General features: G+C 57.8%; 16 protein-coding genes and 1 pseudogene. 9 read left to right on the forward strand and 8 right to left on the reverse strand.

Translation table 11 applies throughout. The features are described 5' to 3' along the window. Positions 1 to 14: 14 nt before the first annotated feature. Positions 15 to 572, forward strand: a complete 558-nt coding sequence (locus G7047_RS29790) for an HAD domain-containing protein (protein WP_166312472.1) — start codon at positions 15 to 17, stop codon at positions 570 to 572. 48 nt (positions 573 to 620) lie between these two features. Here the strand turns inward: G7047_RS29790 and G7047_RS29795 are convergent, their stop codons facing one another. Together G7047_RS29795 and G7047_RS29800 are read right to left on the reverse strand one after the other, a co-directional pair. Then, complete coding sequence (locus G7047_RS29795; protein WP_166312368.1) at positions 621 to 872, reverse strand: hypothetical protein; 252 nt, start codon at positions 870 to 872, stop codon at positions 621 to 623. Positions 873 to 1,697: 825 nt separating this feature from the next. Further along, entirely contained in the window at positions 1,698 to 2,396 is a 699-nt protein-coding gene (locus G7047_RS29800; RefSeq protein WP_166312369.1) for an SOS response-associated peptidase, read from the reverse strand. Between the two features lie 36 nt (positions 2,397 to 2,432). Between G7047_RS29800 and G7047_RS29805 the strand changes: the two genes are divergently transcribed. The 6 genes and pseudogenes from G7047_RS29805 to G7047_RS29830 all read left to right on the forward strand — a co-directional run bounded on the left by G7047_RS29805 (position 2,433) and on the right by G7047_RS29830 (position 9,689). Further along, positions 2,433 to 2,879 carry a LexA family transcriptional regulator gene (locus G7047_RS29805; protein WP_166312370.1) on the forward strand — a complete coding sequence of 149 codons (447 nt, stop codon included), beginning with the start codon at positions 2,433 to 2,435 and terminating at the stop codon, positions 2,877 to 2,879. A 464-nt stretch (positions 2,880 to 3,343) separates the two neighbouring features. Further along, on the forward strand, positions 3,344 to 4,495 hold the full coding sequence (locus G7047_RS29810; RefSeq protein WP_166312371.1) for a site-specific integrase: 1,152 nt from the start codon (positions 3,344 to 3,346) through the stop codon (positions 4,493 to 4,495). Further along, a complete protein-coding gene (locus G7047_RS29815) occupies positions 4,492 to 6,159 on the forward strand; it encodes a hypothetical protein (RefSeq protein WP_166312372.1) in 1,668 nt (555 codons plus the stop codon). The genes G7047_RS29810 and G7047_RS29815 overlap by 4 nt, the downstream gene beginning before the upstream one ends. Further along, a complete protein-coding gene (locus G7047_RS29820) occupies positions 6,149 to 7,963 on the forward strand; it encodes a tyrosine-type recombinase/integrase (RefSeq protein ID WP_166312373.1) in 1,815 nt (604 codons plus the stop codon). Before G7047_RS29815 ends, G7047_RS29820 begins: the two co-directional genes overlap by 11 nt. Next, a complete protein-coding gene (locus tag G7047_RS29825) occupies positions 7,960 to 8,379 on the forward strand; it encodes a TetR family transcriptional regulator (protein WP_240939625.1) in 420 nt (139 codons plus the stop codon). Before G7047_RS29820 ends, G7047_RS29825 begins: the two co-directional genes overlap by 4 nt. A 4-nt stretch (positions 8,380 to 8,383) precedes the next feature. Further along, positions 8,384 to 9,689: pseudogene (locus G7047_RS29830) on the forward strand (Y-family DNA polymerase). Positions 9,690 to 9,694: 5 nt separating this feature from the next. Here the strand turns inward: G7047_RS29830 and G7047_RS29835 are convergent. The 4 genes from G7047_RS29835 to G7047_RS29850 all read right to left on the reverse strand — a co-directional run bounded on the left by G7047_RS29835 (position 9,695) and on the right by G7047_RS29850 (position 16,318). Next, positions 9,695 to 10,135, reverse strand: coding sequence for a hypothetical protein (locus G7047_RS29835; protein ID WP_166312374.1), 441 nt, complete (start codon positions 10,133 to 10,135; stop codon positions 9,695 to 9,697). Positions 10,136 to 10,330: 195 nt separating this feature from the next. Continuing rightward, a complete protein-coding gene (locus G7047_RS29840; RefSeq protein ID WP_240939626.1) occupies positions 10,331 to 11,833 on the reverse strand; it encodes an efflux transporter outer membrane subunit in 1,503 nt (500 codons plus the stop codon). Continuing rightward, positions 11,826 to 15,074 (reverse strand): efflux RND transporter permease subunit, encoded by a 3,249-nt coding sequence (locus G7047_RS29845; protein ID WP_166312375.1) that lies wholly within the window; start codon positions 15,072 to 15,074, stop codon positions 11,826 to 11,828. Before G7047_RS29845 ends, G7047_RS29840 begins: the two co-directional genes overlap by 8 nt. Positions 15,075 to 15,088: 14 nt before the next feature. Continuing rightward, positions 15,089 to 16,318, reverse strand: a complete 1,230-nt coding sequence (locus tag G7047_RS29850) for an efflux RND transporter periplasmic adaptor subunit (protein ID WP_166312376.1) — start codon at positions 16,316 to 16,318, stop codon at positions 15,089 to 15,091. Between the two features lie 206 nt (positions 16,319 to 16,524). Between G7047_RS29850 and G7047_RS31420 the strand changes: the two genes are divergently transcribed. Beyond that, complete coding sequence (locus G7047_RS31420) at positions 16,525 to 16,899, forward strand: TetR/AcrR family transcriptional regulator (RefSeq protein WP_166312377.1); 375 nt, start codon at positions 16,525 to 16,527, stop codon at positions 16,897 to 16,899. 195 nt (positions 16,900 to 17,094) lie between these two features. After that, a complete protein-coding gene (locus G7047_RS29860; protein ID WP_240939627.1) occupies positions 17,095 to 18,081 on the forward strand; it encodes a DUF4113 domain-containing protein in 987 nt (328 codons plus the stop codon). 188 nt (positions 18,082 to 18,269) lie between these two features. On the opposite strand, the gene qac is transcribed toward G7047_RS29860, so the two are convergent. Together qac and G7047_RS29870 are read right to left on the reverse strand one after the other, a co-directional pair. After that, a complete protein-coding gene (qac, locus tag G7047_RS29865) occupies positions 18,270 to 18,602 on the reverse strand; it encodes a Qac-pB8 family quaternary ammonium compound efflux SMR transporter (RefSeq protein WP_166312378.1) in 333 nt (110 codons plus the stop codon). 3 nt (positions 18,603 to 18,605) lie between these two features. Then, entirely contained in the window at positions 18,606 to 19,139 is a 534-nt protein-coding gene (locus G7047_RS29870) for a TetR/AcrR family transcriptional regulator (protein WP_114484340.1), read from the reverse strand. Positions 19,140 to 19,171 lie beyond the last annotated feature (32 nt).

Raw genomic sequence — 19,171 nt, forward strand, 5'->3', positions numbered from 1 at the left:
CCCCCTTCTTGCCCATGTCCACTCCGCGCAGCGCGGACGTGGTGCTGTACCTGGACCTTGATGGAGTGGTGCATCACGAGCAGGTACTGTGGCATCCCCACAAAGGGATCTACATGAGTCCGTACGAAGCTCCAGGGCGCAGCTTGTTCGAGTGGGTGCCGATCCTGGAAGCTGCCTTGGATCCTTACCCCAGCGTAGCGCTGGTGCTCAGCAGCACCTGGTGCATCCGGCCAGGTTACAGCGCAACCCTCAAACGACTCCCTCTTTCCTTGCGCTCTCGCTTCATTGGTGGGACATATCACAAGCGGGTGCACGGCGCAGACCCTTGGAATCTGGCGATGTTCCGGGGTATGCCACGGGGCGAGCAGGTGCTCGAAGATGCCATGCGCAGAAAGCCTCGGCAGTGGCTTGCGCTGGATGATGACCTTGAAGGGTGGCCTGAGGCTTGCCGGGAGAACCTCATCGCCTGCGAGGGGACGACGGGGTTGTCGGACGGGGAAGTTCAGCGGGAGCTCGGGGAGAAGTTGCAGCGTTGCCATGAAGCGCTGGCCATCCTGTCGCGCCCGCGTTAGCGCTTCTCGTGGAGAAGACGCCGACCATCCTCCTGCCTTCTTTCTTTTTTAAAGAGGCGTTTCAGTACCGTCCAGACCCACCATGGCGTTTGCGGGGCCGATTTCTAACGGAACACCCATGAACTCCCGCTCCCAGCCTGATTGCAGTGGACTGGCGATGGATTCATTCACCAACTTACGTACCTGGTTCAGCGTCGTCAGTGCTGAATCTGTCAGTACAAATTTCTGCGGGTAGGCGTTGTTGTGCGCCTTCCAGTGCGCCTGCAGGGCCAACGACATCGGGGTGTAGAGATTGGTCATCCGGGGATTGTGCTGCAGGCTCAAGTCGAAAGCTGGTACAAAAAACGCCGGGGAGGTCCCTGCTGAATCGTGCGTATTCCGGACGCGCCCGAAGACTCAACCAGTCAGATGCACAGGGCACATTGCCCGCTTACGCTGTGCCTGCGACAGAAGCAACATTGGCTACAAAGGTTGTTGGCTATGTGGCAAGCCTGCTGCCAGTTGTGGGTCGGTAAAGCGCCGCAGCTGCATGCCAAGAATCACTGAACGCGTTTTCTGGGACCCCATATGGCGTGCGATAGCACAGCATTGCGCACACGACTGGAAAGGAGTCTCCCTCCAATGACTGTGACGGGCTTGGGCTGGATCAGGATCTCACCATCGCGCGCGCCAAAGAAGACCCACTGACCCACTCTGAATCCAGAGAGCGTTGGGGGGATGTGGACCGTATTGCCTCGTGTAATGGCCGTGGTGTACGACGCCTTCGGGCGCTTGGCGGAGCGAAGGTCACGCTGTTGACTGATGGGCACGATTGGACTCCCGAGAGATTAACCCGAGGGTACGGGGAAGCCGCGCTGGAAGCAACCTGGGCATGATCTGACGGCAGTCACTCTTTGAGATGCCTTGCATCCAAAGTGACATTCACCTACCGTCCATTTCTACATCATGAGTATGCATATTGATGGGTAAATGGAATCTATAGAAATCACCACAACACCACAGATTCATTTGGCAGAGGAGCAGAACAAGAAGCAATGAGGCAGCTCACATCGTTGATCAAACGAGTGGGAGGCAAAGTCGGGTTGATGTGCTGGCGCGCGTATTACACGGCCAGGCTTGGTCCACTCACTGAACCAAAACAGGTAGCTCTACCTGCTGCGCGGGATCTTTCGCTCGATGCACAAACAGCGCCAGTGCTGGTAGCTTGATGAGGGCCTCTGCCTGCTCAACCGTGCCATGCAGCCATGTATCCCAATCCATCTTTTCAAGCGGGACCACTGTCCGCTTGTCCTGCATGTCGGGCGGGCGCTTGTGATCAGGCCGGTGCATCAGGTTGAGCACTGGCACGTCGTCGCAGTTCTGCGTGATCATGGTGTAGCTGGCCACCACTTCGCCCGTGGCGGGGTCGGTCCATTCACTCCATAGACCTGCCAACCCCCAGGGCTCGCCATCGGCGCGCTCGAACTGCCAGGGGATGTGTTTGCCGGTGCCCCAGTAGGGTTCGACGTACAGCTGCGCGGGGATGATGCAGCGTTGGCCCTTGCGCCACGGACCACCGTATGTCCATGACTTGGCCATACCTTCGCGCCGGGCGTTCACGGTGCTCAGTCGTTTTCCGTCCTTGCCGGTGGGGATGTGTGTCTTGGAGTTCGGCGGGATCATGCCCCACTGACCCACCACCAGCTTGCGCTCTGCCTCGCCCTTGGCCCGTAGGAAGGGCCCACGGTACAGCGGGCTCATCTTGTCGCGCCACTCTTGCTCGGGCACGTCAGCGAAGTGCATCACCAGCTGCTCTCGGCCCGGGACCTCGTAGTAGGTACACATGGCAACATTCTGGCAGGAGCTGGATATACTGTAAATATGTACAGTTTTTTGAATTCTCCTCTGCCAGTGCCGTATGACTCGGCCGTGCAGGCGCTGGCCTTGCCCATCTGTGGGGTGAGCGTGCGCGCGGGGTTTCCATCGCCTGCAGATGACTTTGCGGTCGAGCGGCTGGACATCATGCAGTTGCTGGTGAAGCACCCTCAAGCCACGTACTTTTGGCGAGTGCGGGGCGACTCTATGCGCGATGCGGGTATTGATGACGGCAGCATCATCGTGGTAGATCGGGCCATCAAGCCCAAACACGGCTGCATCGTGGTGGCCATCGTGGACGGTGAATGCACCGTGAAGTACCTGCATCAGCGCGCGGGGCGCATCAAGCTGCGCGCGGCCAATCCTACCTACCCCGACATCATTCCCCGCGACGGCCAGACCATTGTGGTGTGGGGTGTGGTGAGTGGATGCGTGAAGCTTTTTCCGACGTGACCTGATGGATGGAGGCCAGCATGTATGCGCTGGTGGATGGGAACAACTTCTATGTGAGCTGATCTGACTTGACCCAAGTGTTAGTACTATTCAGCCATGTATTCCTTCCTTCCTGACTTCGGATTCATCGTCACTTTGAGACGAGTAGCAGGTGGGAGCTGGGGGAGGAAGATGCCTGTTGATAACTCTGAATTGGCCCGTTGGCGGTCGCTTGATGCAGCCATGGAGCTGAGGTCACTGGCTGACCATGCGAAGGAAGATCTGTCTTATGTGCCACGGTTCAACACGCGGTCGTCCCGTTGGCAAGCCTCTGTGGCTGGCAACGACCTCGAGATTCTTTGCACCGGGCCAAAATTTTGGGATGACCGAGCCAACTGCGGTGGCGTAGGCGCGCTGGATTTGGCCCTGTACTTTTGTGGCATTAGCTTCAAGAAGGTGGCCCGCTTGCTTGCGGAACGCAATCGATGAAGTTGCTCTTTTCGACTCGTGATCTGGAAATTGGTGGCAGGCCGGTAGAAGGCTTTCCTCTGCTGATTGACGACGAGTGCATGCCATTGCAGCCAGCCCAGAACTTTCTCTTGCACGCATTGCTTGAGAGCGGTTCGATGCGCAGCAAGTTGACCTGGGAAGCAGTTGGTAGACGCCTCTACGACTACTTTGCTTTCCTGAACGCCAATGGGTTGGCGTGGGATCAAACTAATGCGCCAATTGGCGCGTCGCCACTGAGTCGCTACCGAGCTTGGTCTGCCGGTGAACTGAAACTTGCGCCGAGAACCATCAATAAACGACTCTCCCTGGTTGTTCGCTTCTATGAATGGGCGAGCCAGAGGGGATACATCGCCAGTTTGCCCTTCTCCGATCGACAGATCCGAGCGCATGGCAAACACGGAATGCTTGCGCATGTGAAAACAGGTGGGACAACGGTTGAGCGCGCATCGGTATTGCTTCGTGAATACCGCTCGCCCATCAAGTTCTTGACCAATCATCAGGTTCAGGTTTGCCGCCAACACCTGCACAACCCAAGCCATCGACTCCTCTTTGAGCTGATGCTGCAATCAGGTCTGCGGTCATGCGAGGCGCGTACATTCCCAGCGAAATACGTTTTCGACCCTGCAGGACGAAAAGGTCTTGTTGAGGGACAGGTGATACGCATGGATTTGAACCCGCAAGATTTGTCGATCAAATTTGAGCGCCCTCGCTCGGTGGATCTTCCATGGCGGCTGATGGAGGAACTAAACGCCTATAAAAATCTGGAACGTGAGCTTAGGAAAAGCCGTGGTGGGGGTGATCCCGGCGCGTTGGTATTGACGGCATACGGATCTGAAATGGCAAGGACCAGTGTCGTGGGACTGTTCGGCGAGCTCTCCAAAAGAGTGGGATTCCCAGTCACGGCCCACATGTTGCGCCATACCTATGCCACTTATACCCTGGCCGCGCTTCGTAAGAGCCCCTCATTCATGGGTGAGCCTCTTCTGTATGTGCGCGATCGCTTGGGCCACTCGGACGTTCAGACCACAGCCGAATATCTGCACCTGATCAATCAGTTGGAAGCGCAGCTTGTGCTGGCACACGAGGACTTTGTCGATGGCATCTTTGGCGATGGGAATGCTGCATGAGAAAACCAAAGTCCTACCGCGTGTCGTCAACTCACTCCGGCAACTCGCAACTACCAACGGGGCAATCAGAGACCTTCTTCACAGACGGTCCCGCGTTCGAGCTGGAGGTCGATGCAACTTCCCGCAGGAGGGTGGATTACAAGGGCTATATGGGCAGAGGCTTTGACGCATGGGTGCGGGCTGGTCTTGCAGCTTTGCGATCGGTTGCTGATTCTGGAACGGTTGCACCGAAAACAATCATCAACTATGCGGGTTCCGGCTGGCCCAGATGGCTTGAATTTTTGATTGCCTCGAAAGGACCTGCCGACCCCAAACACATGCGGCCGGAGCACATAAATGGCTTTGTTGCTTGGCTCAATCGCAGGTATCCCTCCAGAACGAGCGCTCACACGAATTACGCCCATGTCAAGCCAATGCTAATTGCCATTTGCAATCTTGGGCTGGGTCCGATTGATGCCGAGAGGTTGTTTCCGGTCAAGGCCTTCAGCAATAAGGCGGCAAATCGCCTTAGCGCCAAGGCGTTGTCGAATGCGGAAATCCTTCGCTTGGCAGAAGCCTTGAAAAGGGACCTGATCGCGATCCATCGCAATGAATTCAGAGGTCCCGACTCCGAAGCGCTGGCCGTGTCATTTCTGGTGATCGCGTTGCGCACAGGAATCAACACCACACCTTTGCTCGAAGCCACGCGGGATTGTCTGACTCCAAATCCATTCATTCCCAACATGATGGTGATGCGGACCTTCAAGCGGCGTGGAAAAGGCCAACAAGCAAACCCTATGCGTCAATCTGATGACAACCTGGGCACAACCGTTGTGCCCATGGACGGCGTTGCCGTGTTGCGAGGGGTGATCGCCAGGACGGAACACCTATGCGCAGAAGCTCCACCCAAAATCCGAGACCGGATATGGCTGTATCGATCCCAATCACGAAAAGTCCATGGGGAGTTGTTGGCGCTGTCCGAAAACAGCTTGAAAGTTGGGATCAGGAAATTTGTCTTACGGCATGGGTTGCTAGGCGACGACGGAAAGCCATTGGCGCCAACCCCGACTCGCCTGCGCAAGACCATGGCTGCCAAGCTTTGGAAACTCAGCGATGGCGATTTGATTGCAGTAGCAGCGGCCATCGGCCATTCCCCTGATGTGGCGGATCAACACTACCTTAGCCTGACCGAAGACATGAAGGTTGATGCAGCGCGCTTTGTTGGGCTGGCCTTGCCGGAGATTTTTCGTGGCAAAGGAGCTGTGCAGTCCAGCATGCCGGTGTCCATCAGAAAGACCGTTCAGAACACGCCCGTGGGGAAGTGCGCAAGTTCCCTGGATGGAAAGAACGCGCCAAAAAATGGCATTGACCACTGCGATCGGTTTACCGAATGCCTGACCTGTCCGACCTATGTAGTGGTAGGGAGCGTCAAGGACTTGCACCGCTTGTTCAGTTTCCAACTGTTTCTTCAATCTGAAATTGACTACATGGTCGGACCTGACATGGAGCCTTGGCGCAACCACAAAAGTGAATTGATGGCGCTGATCGATCGATTCACCGCTGCGAAGTTCGCCCGCTCTGTTGTTGAGGAAGCAAAGTCTTTGGCCATCACGAAGCCACATCCATTCTGGGCGGCGCGTATGAGGGCCGTCACGCTTGCGAACGGGAGAGTCCATGGTGGATAACTTGGCCATCCGCGCCGCACCGCACAATGTCAGACCGCCCGACCTAACCTATACGGTGGTCAGCGAGGTGATCGATGACCATGGGCACAAGCATGTACTCAGTCGTTTTGACGATGCGAGATGGGATTTGACCCCTTACTTCGAGCAGTCCAACATTCCAGAGTCCATGAAGACAATCGTCTGGCCCGTGGACGTGCCGCCATCACTTCTCAAGGATACAAAAGCCGCACTTTTTGAGTGGTTCAAATTTGGGCGGCCTGGCTACAAGGCTGCAATTGCCAGAACCATTTTTATTGCAGCAGTGAATGCCGGTCCGTTTCTTCGCTGGCTGACACAGCATGGAGTTAAGTCCTTCAACGAGATCAAGCCATTGCACCTAGCGACCTTCCGTCAACTGTGCAAGGACGAAAGACTTCGGCCACGCGGGGTCAAATCCAGACTTGAAATTGTCGACTTGGCGTGGGTCTTTCGGGATCACTTGCATGAGCCTCCCGGTAAATATCCATGGGGCGACATGTCTTTCGCTGCCTACTGTGGTCTGATGGGCCATGAGGTCAGATCATCCGCGGGATTGGGCGTTGGCAAGACGCCAGTGATTCCGCGAGAGGTGCAAAGTGCGTTGTTTATTCATTGCGAACGCATATTCAACCAAGCGGAGAATTTGTTTAGTCAGCGCGATGCAGGCACGCTTGGGCCATCTACCGAGCCCATGCGCGACTTGCGCGATGCTTGCCTCTATCTACTCTCCATCACATCTGGCATGCGCAATGATGAAGTGATCGGCATTGAGGTGGGTGCCGGTCGGCGCGAGTTGCGTGACGAGGTTGAATATTGCTGGGTAACCTCGGTTGAGCACAAAACCGGAAAAGGCCGTGTTGAATACTTGGTGCCATCGATGACGCTCAAAGTTGTCGAAGTTCTGGAACGCTACTCTGAACCGCTGCGCGTCGCCCTCAAGGACGAGATTGACGCGCTTGAGGCTTCTATAGCCCAGATGGGCGATGCCTCAGGACGCAGAGAGTTCGTCAAGCGGCTCAATCAAGCCAGAGGGGATGTGCAGCGGGTCTTCTTGGGGGTGATCTACGGCAAAAACAACCAGATTACCGCATTGAGCGGTGTGGCATCACGCGTGGCCATGCTGCGTCTGGCCGTCAAGGCCGGGCAGGATTGGAAACTCAGTCCACACCAATGTCGTCGCACCTACGCCAGAACCTTTGTGGAATCTAGGATGGGACGCCAAGCGCTGGTGTTTCTCAAATGGCAGTTCAAGCATTCGAGCATCAGTATGTCCCAGCTCTATGCCGCGAACCCGGCTCAGGACCCGGCCCTTTACGAAGACATGCTGACTGAGTATTTCGACATCAAGAGAGATCTGTTGGAGACCTGGAGCAGTCCAGATCAGCACCTGAGCGGCGGCGCAGGCCGGAAAATCCTCGAAATGAGGGCAAGCGCAGTTCCTGACCGAGAGCGACTTGTGGACAACACGGCCATGCAGATCAACATTCGCGCGACAGGGCATGGTTGGTGCATTGCGCAGGACTCAGGTTGCGGCGGCGCCGGTCTCTATGAAAGCACTCGATGTGTGGATTGCAGGAACTCGGTCATCGACGAAGAGCACATCGCCGTGTGGCAAGGCATCCATGAGCAGCATCGGGAAATGCTGGAGCTCGACGACTTGGGGCCAGTCGCCAACGCACGCATTCGCCGGGATCTTGCGCTTTCTGCCAAGGTGATTGCAGACTTTGGCGTCGCGGTGAATGGTGTGATCGCCGAAATCCAACCCATTGAAAGCAGCCAAATATGAGTCCATCTGTACCAAACGGATCGGCCGCTACCAGAAGCCGCCAGCATACGGAAAAGCGCCTCAGAGAGGCCATTGATCAGCTCCAAAATTCGGGCGACAAGGTCAGCATCTCTGCGGTCGCCAAAGCGGCGGAGGTCACCCCTGCGCTGATCCACAACACCTACCCCGACATCGCCGAGAGAATCCGTGGTGTCGTTGGGAAATCCACACGATTGCAGCGGGACGCGAAGCATGAAGCCTTGGTCAAGGAGCGAGAACGCAACCGCGAACTGCGCGCCGAAGTTGAACGTTTGCGACTTGACGCTGCGAAGCTGGCCTCTATCAACTTTACCCTTTTGAGCAAGCTTGCCGTTTACGAAGAAACAGGCAACGGCAAGGTCGTGTCCTTCGCGACTCCGACGATCGCCTCAAGGTAATCACATGCTTGCCTTGATTGACGCATCGAACTTTTATGTCAGCTGTGAACGCGTGTTCCGCCCCAGTTTGAACGGCCGTCCAGTGATTGTGCTGTCTTCAAACGATGGTTGCGCGATTGCGCGCAGCAACGAGGCCAAGGCGCTCGGCATCAAGATGGGCGAGCCGTGGTTCAAGATCCGCCACCTGGAGGAGCAGGCCGGGCTGGTCGCCTTGTCGGCCAACTTCACGCTCTACGGAGACATGAGCGACCGCATGATGAGCCTGGCCGCAGGGCTGGGTCCCACCCAAGAGATCTACAGCATCGACGTAAAGCTTCATCGGCTTGCACGGTGTGCGTGGTGATCTGGTGGAGCGGGCCTGGAAGATCCGGGCGCGCATCCACCAGTGGATCGGCATACCGTGCGGGATCGGCATCGCCCCCACCAAGACCCTGGCCAAGCTGGCCAACCACATCGCCAAAACCGCTGAGCGCAAGCCAGGCAGCTACCCGGCAGACCTGGCCACCGTTTGCGACCTGTCGGCGCTGAGCAGCCAGCGTTTGAGCGAGGTGCTGCAGGCGACCGAGGTGGGCGAGATCTGGGGCATCGGTCGGCAGATCTCTCAGCGCTTGCAGGCCATGGGGGTGCGCAGCGCACATGACTTCGTGGCCTTGCCGTGTGAGGTGGTGCGGGGCAACTGGGGCGTGGTGTTGGAGCGCACTTGGCGGGAGTTGAGAGGGGAGCCCTGTCTGGAGCTGGCAGACCTGCCGCAACCCAAGCAGCAGATCGCTTGCACGCGCAGCTTTGGCAGGGCTGTCACCGAGCTGTCGCACCTCCAAGAAGCCATCAGCGAGTTCACCACCCGAGCGGCCGAGAAGCTGCGACGCCAGCGTCACAGGGCAGGGCAGGTGCTGGTGTTTGCCAGGACCTCACCGTTCAGAGAAGGCCCCAGGTTCTCCAAAAGCGTGGTGGTGCCATTGGTTCGGCCTTCAGCCGACACCTCTGAGCTGACCTCAGCGGCGTTGAAGGGCTTGAGGTCGATCTACCTGCCGGGCTACCAGCTGGCCAAGGCCGGGGTCATGCTGCTTGACCTGGTGCCCAACGACCTGGTGCAGTGGGAGTTGCTGTGGGAAGAGCCATCTCCGGATCAGCGCGATCGCTCGCGTTTGATGGAGGCGTTGGACCACGTCAATGGGCGCTTCGGAAAGCGCACGTTGCTGCTGGGCAGCTCTGGCATGGATCAAGGTGTCGACACCTGGGGCATGAAGCAAGTCAGGCGGACCCCCAGGTACACGACGGATTGGTGCGAGGTGCCAGTGGCCAGGGCGTGAGGGTGTCACCTTTGCTGGTTCTTCAGCGACTCGACTTGAGCCAGCACCTCTCGCTGTTGCGCTCTTTGACGCTGATGGTGTGCCACGTAGTTGGCGATCTGCTCGTTGCGAGGCAGAGCAATGTCTCCCATGACAAACGAGCCGCCAAGTGCAATCAAGTTTCGCTGCCGATCCGAGCTCGCCTCAGCCGCCTCGGCCAAACGCGAATCGACAGCATGGACCGCTTCCTGATGGATCTGCTCGTCGCTGACATCTGCGTACGATAAGTCTGCCCCAGGGAAGGAGCGAATGTATTCCCAGACATGCAGGGGAAGCTTGACCATCACTCGATCAGGCGTGACCTCGAAGTCGGCTTTGTCCAGTTGCAGGAACACATGCTTTTCGTCGAAGACTTCGTTGTATAGATGGAAGCCCGTGCCGTGGGCGATAGAGCACTTGGTGGACATGGAGGCTAGCTAGTCTCTACTGGTCTAAATCATCGTCAGTGTGTAGCAACATTGTGCAACCGGCGCTTTGCTTGTGTCGGTGGAACTCGTTCACTTCAAATCTAAAGCGTGAAAGCCCACCCCTGTGCCAGTGTATAGGCCCGACCTACTATCCATTTGGGACGATCGGCTTGTTTGCTGAGGTGGGTATTGCGCTCAGTGCCCAGTCGGATCAGCCGCAGTTGATGTACGCGACAAGGTAATGCCGTCTATTTGACCTTGTGCTTCCCAACCTCCGCCGAGACTTCGGTAGACCGATACCAGAGCGCTGGCTGTGGACACCTGAGCTTGAAGGTATGCATCTTGTTGCTGCAGCGACTCGCGCTCTGCATCCAGGACTGCCAGGAAATCTGATGACCCCGCTTCGTAGCGCAAAAGGGCGAGGGTGGATGCGATCTTTGCTTGTCGTGACGCCTCTTCCAGCCTCGCGGCGCGGAGCGACTCACGTGTGAAGCTGCTGAATGCACCCTCGGTCTCCTCAAGCGCGATGGCCAGCGCTTGGTCGAAACGAATGAGACTTTGCTGAGCTCTGGCTTCTGCTCCGCGGACTCTGGCACGCAGTGCGCCACCATCAAAGGGCGTCCACTTGATGTTGGCCCCAAGAGACCAGCGTCTGGAAGCCGAGTCCAGCATGTCGCCAACATCGGCTGCGTTGAAGCCCAGCAGGCCAGATAGAGATAACCGCGGGTACAGCGCGGCCTGCGCCACACCTATGTCTGCCGTTGCTGCTGCCAGTTCGCGCTCAGCGGCAATCAAATCTGGTCTGCGCTTCAGCCAAGCCTGCGGGGTTCCCACGGGCAGCGCGCTCAAGGCGGTAACTGGCAAGCCCGGCAAGGGCGCTGGCTCACCCAAGTCACGCATCAGGTCGCGTGCCGGCTGGGCAGTCAGCGTTGCCAGACGTAGCACCACCCTGTCGATGCTGTTGTCAAGCGCGGGCAACGCTGACTCGGTACTGGCAACAAGTCCTCTGGCCCTCGCCAAATCAAGCTCGCTGGCGCGACCATGGTTGGCGCGCGCCTCGGTGATCAGCAGCGCTTCGCGTTGCTTCTCAAGAGCCACACGCGACAACTGAAGGCGCTGCTGAAGTCCACGCAAGTCAAAGTAGTAGCGGGCAACCTCTGCTGCGACCGAGGTTTGTGCTGCTGCGATGCCAACTTGGCTGGCATCTACCCTGGCGGCAGCTGCTTCGCGAGTTCTACGTAGCCCGCCAAACAAGTCAATCTCCCAATTCGCAATGAACCCGGCGTCAAACACGTTCCCCGTGCGTTCGCTGCGACTGGTGCCAGGCCGTTGTGTGAGGGGTTGCACTGAGCGCTCTGCGCTCGCGTTGATGCCAGCGTCAGGTAAGCCGGAGGCTTCAGCCTCTCCCAACCCGGCGCGTGCCTCCTGAAGGCGCGCTTGTGCAACTCGCACGTCCCCATTTGCAGACAGTGCCCGCTCAACCAGGGCTGTGAGTTGTTGATCGTTGAACCCCCGCCAAAACCTTGCGATGTCAGCAGACACCTCACGGTTGTTGGAGGAGGGGCTACCCGGTTGTATGAAACTGGAGTCCATCACTGGATTGGGGCTCTGATGATCTGGGCCGATGCTGGTGCATGCCGCGAGCGCCAGGCTCATGCTGAGCACGGATAGCCTCATGGGTGTCATCGTCTTAATCATGGATGCCTCCTTGCACGTTCAGATCTGGCGTGTGCGAGGTGGGCTTTGCTCGACTGGCTTGGCGCGATCGCAGCAGGACATAGAAGACAGGGGTCAAGAAGATGCCAAAGGCAGTGACGCCCAGCATGCCGGAGAAGACGGCAATGCCCATCGCTTGTCGCATCTCGCTGCCGGCACCACTCCCCAAGATCAATGGAATCACCCCAGCACAGAAAGCGATCGATGTCATCAGAATGGGTCGCAAACGCAGGCTGCATGCCTTCACGATGGCGTCAAAGAGCTCTTCTCCGCTGTCCTCCAACTCTTTGGCGAACTCGACAATCAGGATGGCGTTCTTGCACGCTAGACCAACCAGGACCACGAGGGCGATTTGGGTGAATATGTTCAAGTCACCTGACTGGAAGAACGGTGGGAAGCTGGAAAGCCAGACGCCGAAAATCGCCGAGAAGATGCCCATTGGGACGATGAGCACAATGACAAGCGGCAGGCTCCAGCTCTCATACTGTGCGGTGAGGACCAAAACGACAAGCAAAACGGAAATGGCCAAAACAACAGCAAGCACCGGCAGCTTGATTGAGGTGCCTGGAATGGTCAGGTCCCGAGTCAGGCGATCTTGGTATGCGAGTTCTGTCCATTCATAGGTCATGCCTTTGGGAAGAGTTCGCTGCAGCAGAGACTCGATTTCTGCCTCGGCCTGGCTGGACGAAAACCCGACGTTTGGGGCACCGTTGATGTCAGCGGACGGGAAGCCGTTGTACCTCGTCACGCGTGTGGGGCCGAACGTCGGCTCAACGTCCATGATGGCTCCAAGTGGGACCATCTCACCAGCTGAGTTGCGTGTTTTGAGTGCCGTGATGGCCGACGCATCTCCTCGATACTGTGCATCCGCCTGAACCACCACTTGGTAAGTCTTTCCGAACTTGCTGAAGTCATTCACGTAGAGCGACCCGAGGTTCACCTGCATGGTGTCGTAGATGTCACCCAGTGCGATGCCCATTTGTTTCGCTTTGGTTCGATCAATGTCGGCGAAGAGTTGCGGCACGTTGATCTCATACCCAGAGTAGGGCGTGACGATGCTGGATTTGGGGTTGCCGTACACCTGCCCCAGGGTGCCCCACACCGCGCCGTAAAGCGCCTGCTCGCCAAGCCCGCCGCGATCCTGAACTTGCAGCTTGAAGCCGCCAGCGTTACCCAAGCCATCAACGGCTGGCGGTGGTACGACGAACATCCGAGCCCCTTGTATGGACTGGATGGCGCCATTGACCTGACCGAGGATGCCGTATTTGCTGAGCTCACGTGTGGTTCGCTCCTCGAACGGAGCCAGGCCAAAAAACACAACACCTTCGTTCGGCGCAGCAGTGAACCCCGCAATCGACAGGCCTGGAAAAGCTATGCTGTCAACGATGCCTGGAACCTTTCGGGCCACGTCGCTCATCTGCCGAATCACAGCCTCGGTGCGTTCAATCGATGCACCAGATGGCAGTTGCACGATGCCAACCAGGTACTGCTTGTCCGGCGCTGGAACGAAGCCTCCAGGTAGCCGCGCAAACAGCAGGGCGGTTGCTCCGAGCAGCAGCGCGTAAACAATGAGTGCAGCTGACTTCCGCCTCACTAATCCGCCAACTTGATGTCCATAGCGTGTGCTTGCTCGGCCAAACACCCGATTGAACCAGCTGAAGAACCCGCCAAGGACTCGATCAATGGCGCGCGTGAGTCGATCTTTCGGTGCGTCATGTGGTCGCAGAAGCAGTGCAGACAGGGCGGGACTCAGCGTCAGAGAATTGAAAGCCGAAATCACCGTGCTGATCGCGATCGTGACTGCGAACTGTTTGTAGAACTGTCCAGTCAGCCCTGGCACGAACGCCAGCGGAACGAACACCGCGCACAGGACCAGTGCAATGGCGATGATGGGCCCCGACACCTCTCGCATGGCTTTGATCGTTGCGTCTCTGGGGGTGAGGCCCGCCTCGATGTTTCGTTCGACGTTCTCCACCACAACGATGGCGTCGTCCACGACGATGCCAATCGCCAGCACCAGGCCGAACAGTGTCAGCGTGTTGATGGAATAGCCAAGCAGCAACAGGAAGGCGAACGTGCCGACCACTGACACAGGAACCGCCAGAAGGGGGATGATCGAAGCGCGCCACGTCTGTAGGAACACGATCACCACGATCACCACCAGCGCAATGGCCTCCAGCAGAGTCACCACCACCTTTTCGATGGACGTCTGCACAAAGCGCGTTGGGTCGTAAACAATGCTGTAGCTCACGCCTGGAGGAAAGCCCTTGCTGAGTCGCTCCATGGCCTTTCTGACATCGCTGGAAAGGGCAAGCGCGTTAGAGCCCGGAGCTTGGAAGACGGCGATTGCAGCTGCTTCCTTGTTGTTGAGCAAACTCCGCAGCGCAAAGCTGCCGGCCGACAACTCGACACGCCCAATGTCTCGAATCCGAACAAGTCCCCCTGTGCCCCGATCAGCCCTGACGATGATGTCGGCGAACTCTTCTTCGGAGGTCAACCGGCCTTGCGTGTTGACCGCGAGTTGGTACTCCGTGCCGGCTGGAGCGGGCGGTGCGCCCACAGTACCCGCAGCGACTTGCGCGTTTTGCTCGCGAATGGCCGCCACCACGTCTGAAGTGGTCAGACCTTTGGTCGCAAGCTTGGCGGGATCAAGCCAAATCCGCATTGCATAGTCACCCGCGCCGAACATCTGTACGGAGCCCATGCCCGGAATGCGAAGCAAATCATCCCGCAGGTTGAGCTGTGCAAAGTTTCGCAAGTAAAGCGCATCACGACTGTCATCAGGACTGACCAGGTTCACCACCATGGTCAGGTTCGGGCTGCTTTTTTCTGTCGTCACGCCAATTTGGCGCACGATGTCTGGCAGGCGTGGAAGCGCTCGATTGATGCGGTTTTGTACTGCTGTCTCGGCAACCTGAGGGTTGGTGCCGATCTTGAATGTCACCGTGAGAGTCATGCTCCCGTCTGCGGTCGCCTGGGAATCAAAGTAGAGCAGGTTCTCGATGCCGCTGATCTGCTCCTCGAGTGGGGTTGCCACCGTCTCGCTGATGACACGGGGGTTCGCGCCGGGGAACTGCGCGCGAACCACGATCTGTGGCGGCGATACCTCTGGGTACTCCGAAAGCGGCAACTTGAAGATTGCCAGCGCACCAACCAGAAAAATGAAGATCGACAGCACCGCAGCAAAGCGCGGCCGATCGATGAAGAAGCCGGAAATATTCATGTGATGGCCCCGCTTCAGTTGGTCGCCTCAGGCGCTTGGGCTGGCTCGGAAGATGACCGCGAAGGAGTCATTCCCCTGCCTGCGGGTGAGGAGATCGGCAGGCCCGATTCATCCACCTTCAGTACCTCAGGCTTCACGGGTACGCCGGGCATGATTCGTTGAAGGCCCTCGACCACCACACTCTCTCCAGGCTTGACGGTGTCTCCCAGGACGACACGCATTCCATTCTTCAGCGTGCCTTGGCGCACCACACGGAGTTGAGGCAGACCGTCTTTGCCGACCACTGTCACGACCTTGCGGTCTTGATCAGTGCCGATGGCTCTCTCGGGCACCAAGGTGGCGGTGTATGGGGCGCTGGTCTCCATCGAGATGCGAGCTGACAAACCCGGTACGAAGCGACCTTGTCGGTTGTCAAAGCTGGCTCTCACGCGGATCGACCCAGTCTGAGTGTTGATTCGGTTGTCGACAAAGTCGAGCGTGCCTGTGTGCGGGAATCCCTCTTCGTTAGCGAGGCCCATGCGAACGACGGGCGCCTTCCCTTTGAGGGATCGGATGCGCAGAAATGTCTGCTCGCTGATGTCAAAGTAGGAGTAAACGATGCTGTTGGATGCGATCGTGGTGAGGACAGCTTGGTCGTTGACCAAGTTCCCAGCCGTGATGGCCGACCTGGATATCCGACCCGAAATGGGCGAGAACACGGACGTGTAGGAGAGGTTGAGACGTGCGAGTCTCAAGGCTGCTTCCGCTGCCTCCAGGTCAGCAGCACTTGTTCTTGCTCCAGCTGCGAGCTGATCGACCTCTTGCTTTGAAATCGCTTTGCTCCTGAGCAACGTTTCCGCCCTCGTCAGCTCAGAGCTGGCAAGCTCGCTGCGAGTTCGAGCGGCAGCCAGTTGTGCGCTTGCACGGTGAACCTCAGCTTCAAATGGGCGCTTGTCGATGGTGTAGAGCAGCTGTCCTTTGGCAACGATGGCCCCGTCCCTGAAGTGCACGGTGTCAATCGAGCCCGCAACCCTCGGACGGATCTCCACGAATTCAGCTGCTTCGATGCGACCGCTGAACATTTCGGTGTCGATGACATTTCGCTGGACAGCAGGTGCGACGCTGACTGGCATGGCCTGCGGTGCGTCGCGCTCTGCCCCAGTTTGGCCGGTGCATGCTGCGAGGCAGAGGGTGGAGATGACGATGGCTGCAACAAGCGGCACAGACAGTTGTTGGCGGACATGCCGCGAGGAAGTGAAAAGCATGTGCATTGGTTGCTCCGTGAGTGAGCCGGGCCGTTGGTCTCAGTGGTGGCTTTTTTGGGGGGCGTCATAGGGCCGAGCTTGACGATCTGGTCGCAATCCTAGCGGTACAGGTGAATCAAAAATGATTCACCTGAATCGATGCAGGTTAAAATCACGCCTGTTTGCAAGACGCAAGAATCTCTGAGCAAAAATGCCTAACGCGACTCATGAGTTCCCATGCATCGACTGACACCGGCGGCGGTTCGGCACCAGCCGTTGCCCATACCGAAGATGAAAAGCTGCTGGCTGCACTCGCCTTGGCACTGATCGACAAGCCGCGTGCCACGCTGCATGAGTTGGCCGTTGCCGTGGGCGTGAGCAAGGCGACGCTCTACCGGCACTCGCGCACCAGAGAAGAGTTGATCGACAGGCTCACGCTCCACGCGACTGAGTGCATGCAGCGAACGTTGAACTCCGCGAAGCTGGAGGCGGGAACCGCTTTGGAGGCGTTGTCTCGGTTTATTGGCGCTCAGCTTGATCAGCGTGAGATGACGGCTGGAGGTACAGCTTTCGCGTGCTGGTCGCCTGAGAACTACTCGTGAGGCCTAGGGACCACGCCGTGGACCATAGTCTTGGCATGTGTCTCACGGGGTCAACGATGACATGTTCAGGAACTGCTTGAGTACGGACGAGCACTGGAGATAACGGTTGGGGATACCTCTACGTACAGAGCTTTCCCTCTAAGTGAAATGCAACACTAGCCATGGTACCTCTTAATCGACGAGAGCTTCATCGGCTTGCATGGCGTACGGGGCGACCTGGTCGAGCGAGCCTGGAAGATCCGCGCCCGTATCAACCAATGGATCGGCATCCCTTGTGGCATCGGGATCGCCCCCACCAAGACCCTCGCAAAGCTGGCCAACCACATCGCCAAGACAGCAGAGCGCAAGCCCGGCAGCTACCCGGATGAACTCGCCACGGTGTGTGACCTGTCCCGACTCGGAGCAGATCAACTGCGAGAGGTCATGACCTCCACCGACGTCAGCGAGGTGTGGGGGATTGGTCGGCAGATCAGCGCCCAACTAACTGAGCGCGGGGTGACGTCAGTACAGGACTTCGTGGACCTGCCATGTGCGGTGGTGCGGGGAACTTGGGGCGTGGTGCTGGAGCGCACATGGCGTGAGCTGAAGGGAGAGGCCTGTATAGAACTTGCGGACATGCCCGCGCCAAAGAAGCAGATCGCCTGTACCCGCAGCTTCGGCCAACCCGTCACAGGGCTGAACGATTTGCGGGAGGCGATCAGTGAGTTCACCTCACGGGCAGCTGAGAAGCTGCGCAAGCAACGGCATCTGGCTGCGCAGGTGCTGGTGTTCGCAAGGACATCACCATTCAGGGATGGTCCACGGTTCTCCAAGAGCGTGGTCGTGCCGTTGATACGTCCCAGCGCGGACACCACGGAGTTGGCCAACGCAGCGGTGAAGGGGCTGCGTAGCATCTACCAACCCGGATTTCAGCTGGCCAAGGCTGGCGTGATGTTGTTGGATCTGGTGCCAGACAACTTTGTTCAGGCAGAGCTGGACTGGGCGACTCCATTGAACGATCAGCGCGACCGTTCAAAGTTGATGCGTGCCATGGACGAAGTCAATGACCGGTTTGGCAAGCGAACGGTATTGCTTGGCAGCTCTGGCCTCACCCAGGGGGCTGACACCTGGGGGATGCGTCAAGTACGGCGGACTCCTTACTACACCACAAGATGGGATGAGGTACCGACGGTGAGAGCTTGATAGGCAGCTTTCGGCATGGACTGTTGAGGGCAGTACGACGAATCGAGTGACAAGTTCGCAGCGTGAGCGGCCGGTCAACCCTGAACGGTTGCACCGCTGCATGGCCGAAGCATTGGAAGCCGCGTAGCGGTCATTCAAGAGCGCCGACTATCGACCCGGAGCGGACTCATGCTGTGCCGGAACTCGCGTCAGTGTGCACCGCTCTTGGAGAAGATATTAATGACCAATACGCCTGAAACGATGAGGCCCATGCCAAGCATGGCGGCTAGGTCGAGCGTCTGCTTGTGCACTATCCAACCCATCAGTGTGATGAGCACGATGCCCGCACCGGCCCATATCGCGTAAGCAATGCCAGTTGGGATGAACTTGAGGGTAATCGACAAGAAATAGAAAGCAACCACGTAGCCGACCACCACGATGACGCTTGGCACCAGCCGCGTGAAGTTGTCGGAGGATTTCATGGCGGTCGTTGCGATCACCTCTGCAACGATGGCTATGGACAGCGGGATATACGGGGACATCGTTTAGCTCCCTTGGGTAAGTTTCTTGATGGAAATTGAGAGCGCCTCTCTTTCTGCTGCGGACAGCTCATAGATGCCGAGAACCTCAGACAGCCATAGGCCATCGGCGGCTAGCCGGGCAAGTAATTTGTTTGTGTCGGATCCGTCAAGGGCTCGGTCATCCCGAACCCATTGAGCCCAATTAGTCGAGACTGAGCGCTCAACCACACAAGCGGCTAGAAGCGCTTTGCCTTGATCGGACGACGCTTCATCAGCGGACTCAAGAGCCAATCTGGCATAGCGCCAAGCTGCGGGCTCGCCCGAGCCATCGTCTGCAACTCGGTCTTGAAACTCAGCGACGAGGTGGTCATAGAGCGCCATCACCAAAGCCTCGCGTGTCGGGAAATGGTGCTGCACCGCACCCTTGGTCACATCCGCAATTTCAGCGACGGCGCCAATAGATAGTTGCTCGCCATGGACGAGCAACTGCGCGCCAGCATCTAAAAGTAAAGCCTTAACAAGTTCTGGCCGCTTCGGCCGTCGTACACCATTCTTCATGTACGAATAATAACATTACGAACGTAATCTTA

This window comes from Diaphorobacter sp. HDW4A (assembly GCF_011305995.1).
GTDB lineage: Bacteria > Pseudomonadota > Gammaproteobacteria > Burkholderiales > Burkholderiaceae_C > Diaphorobacter_A.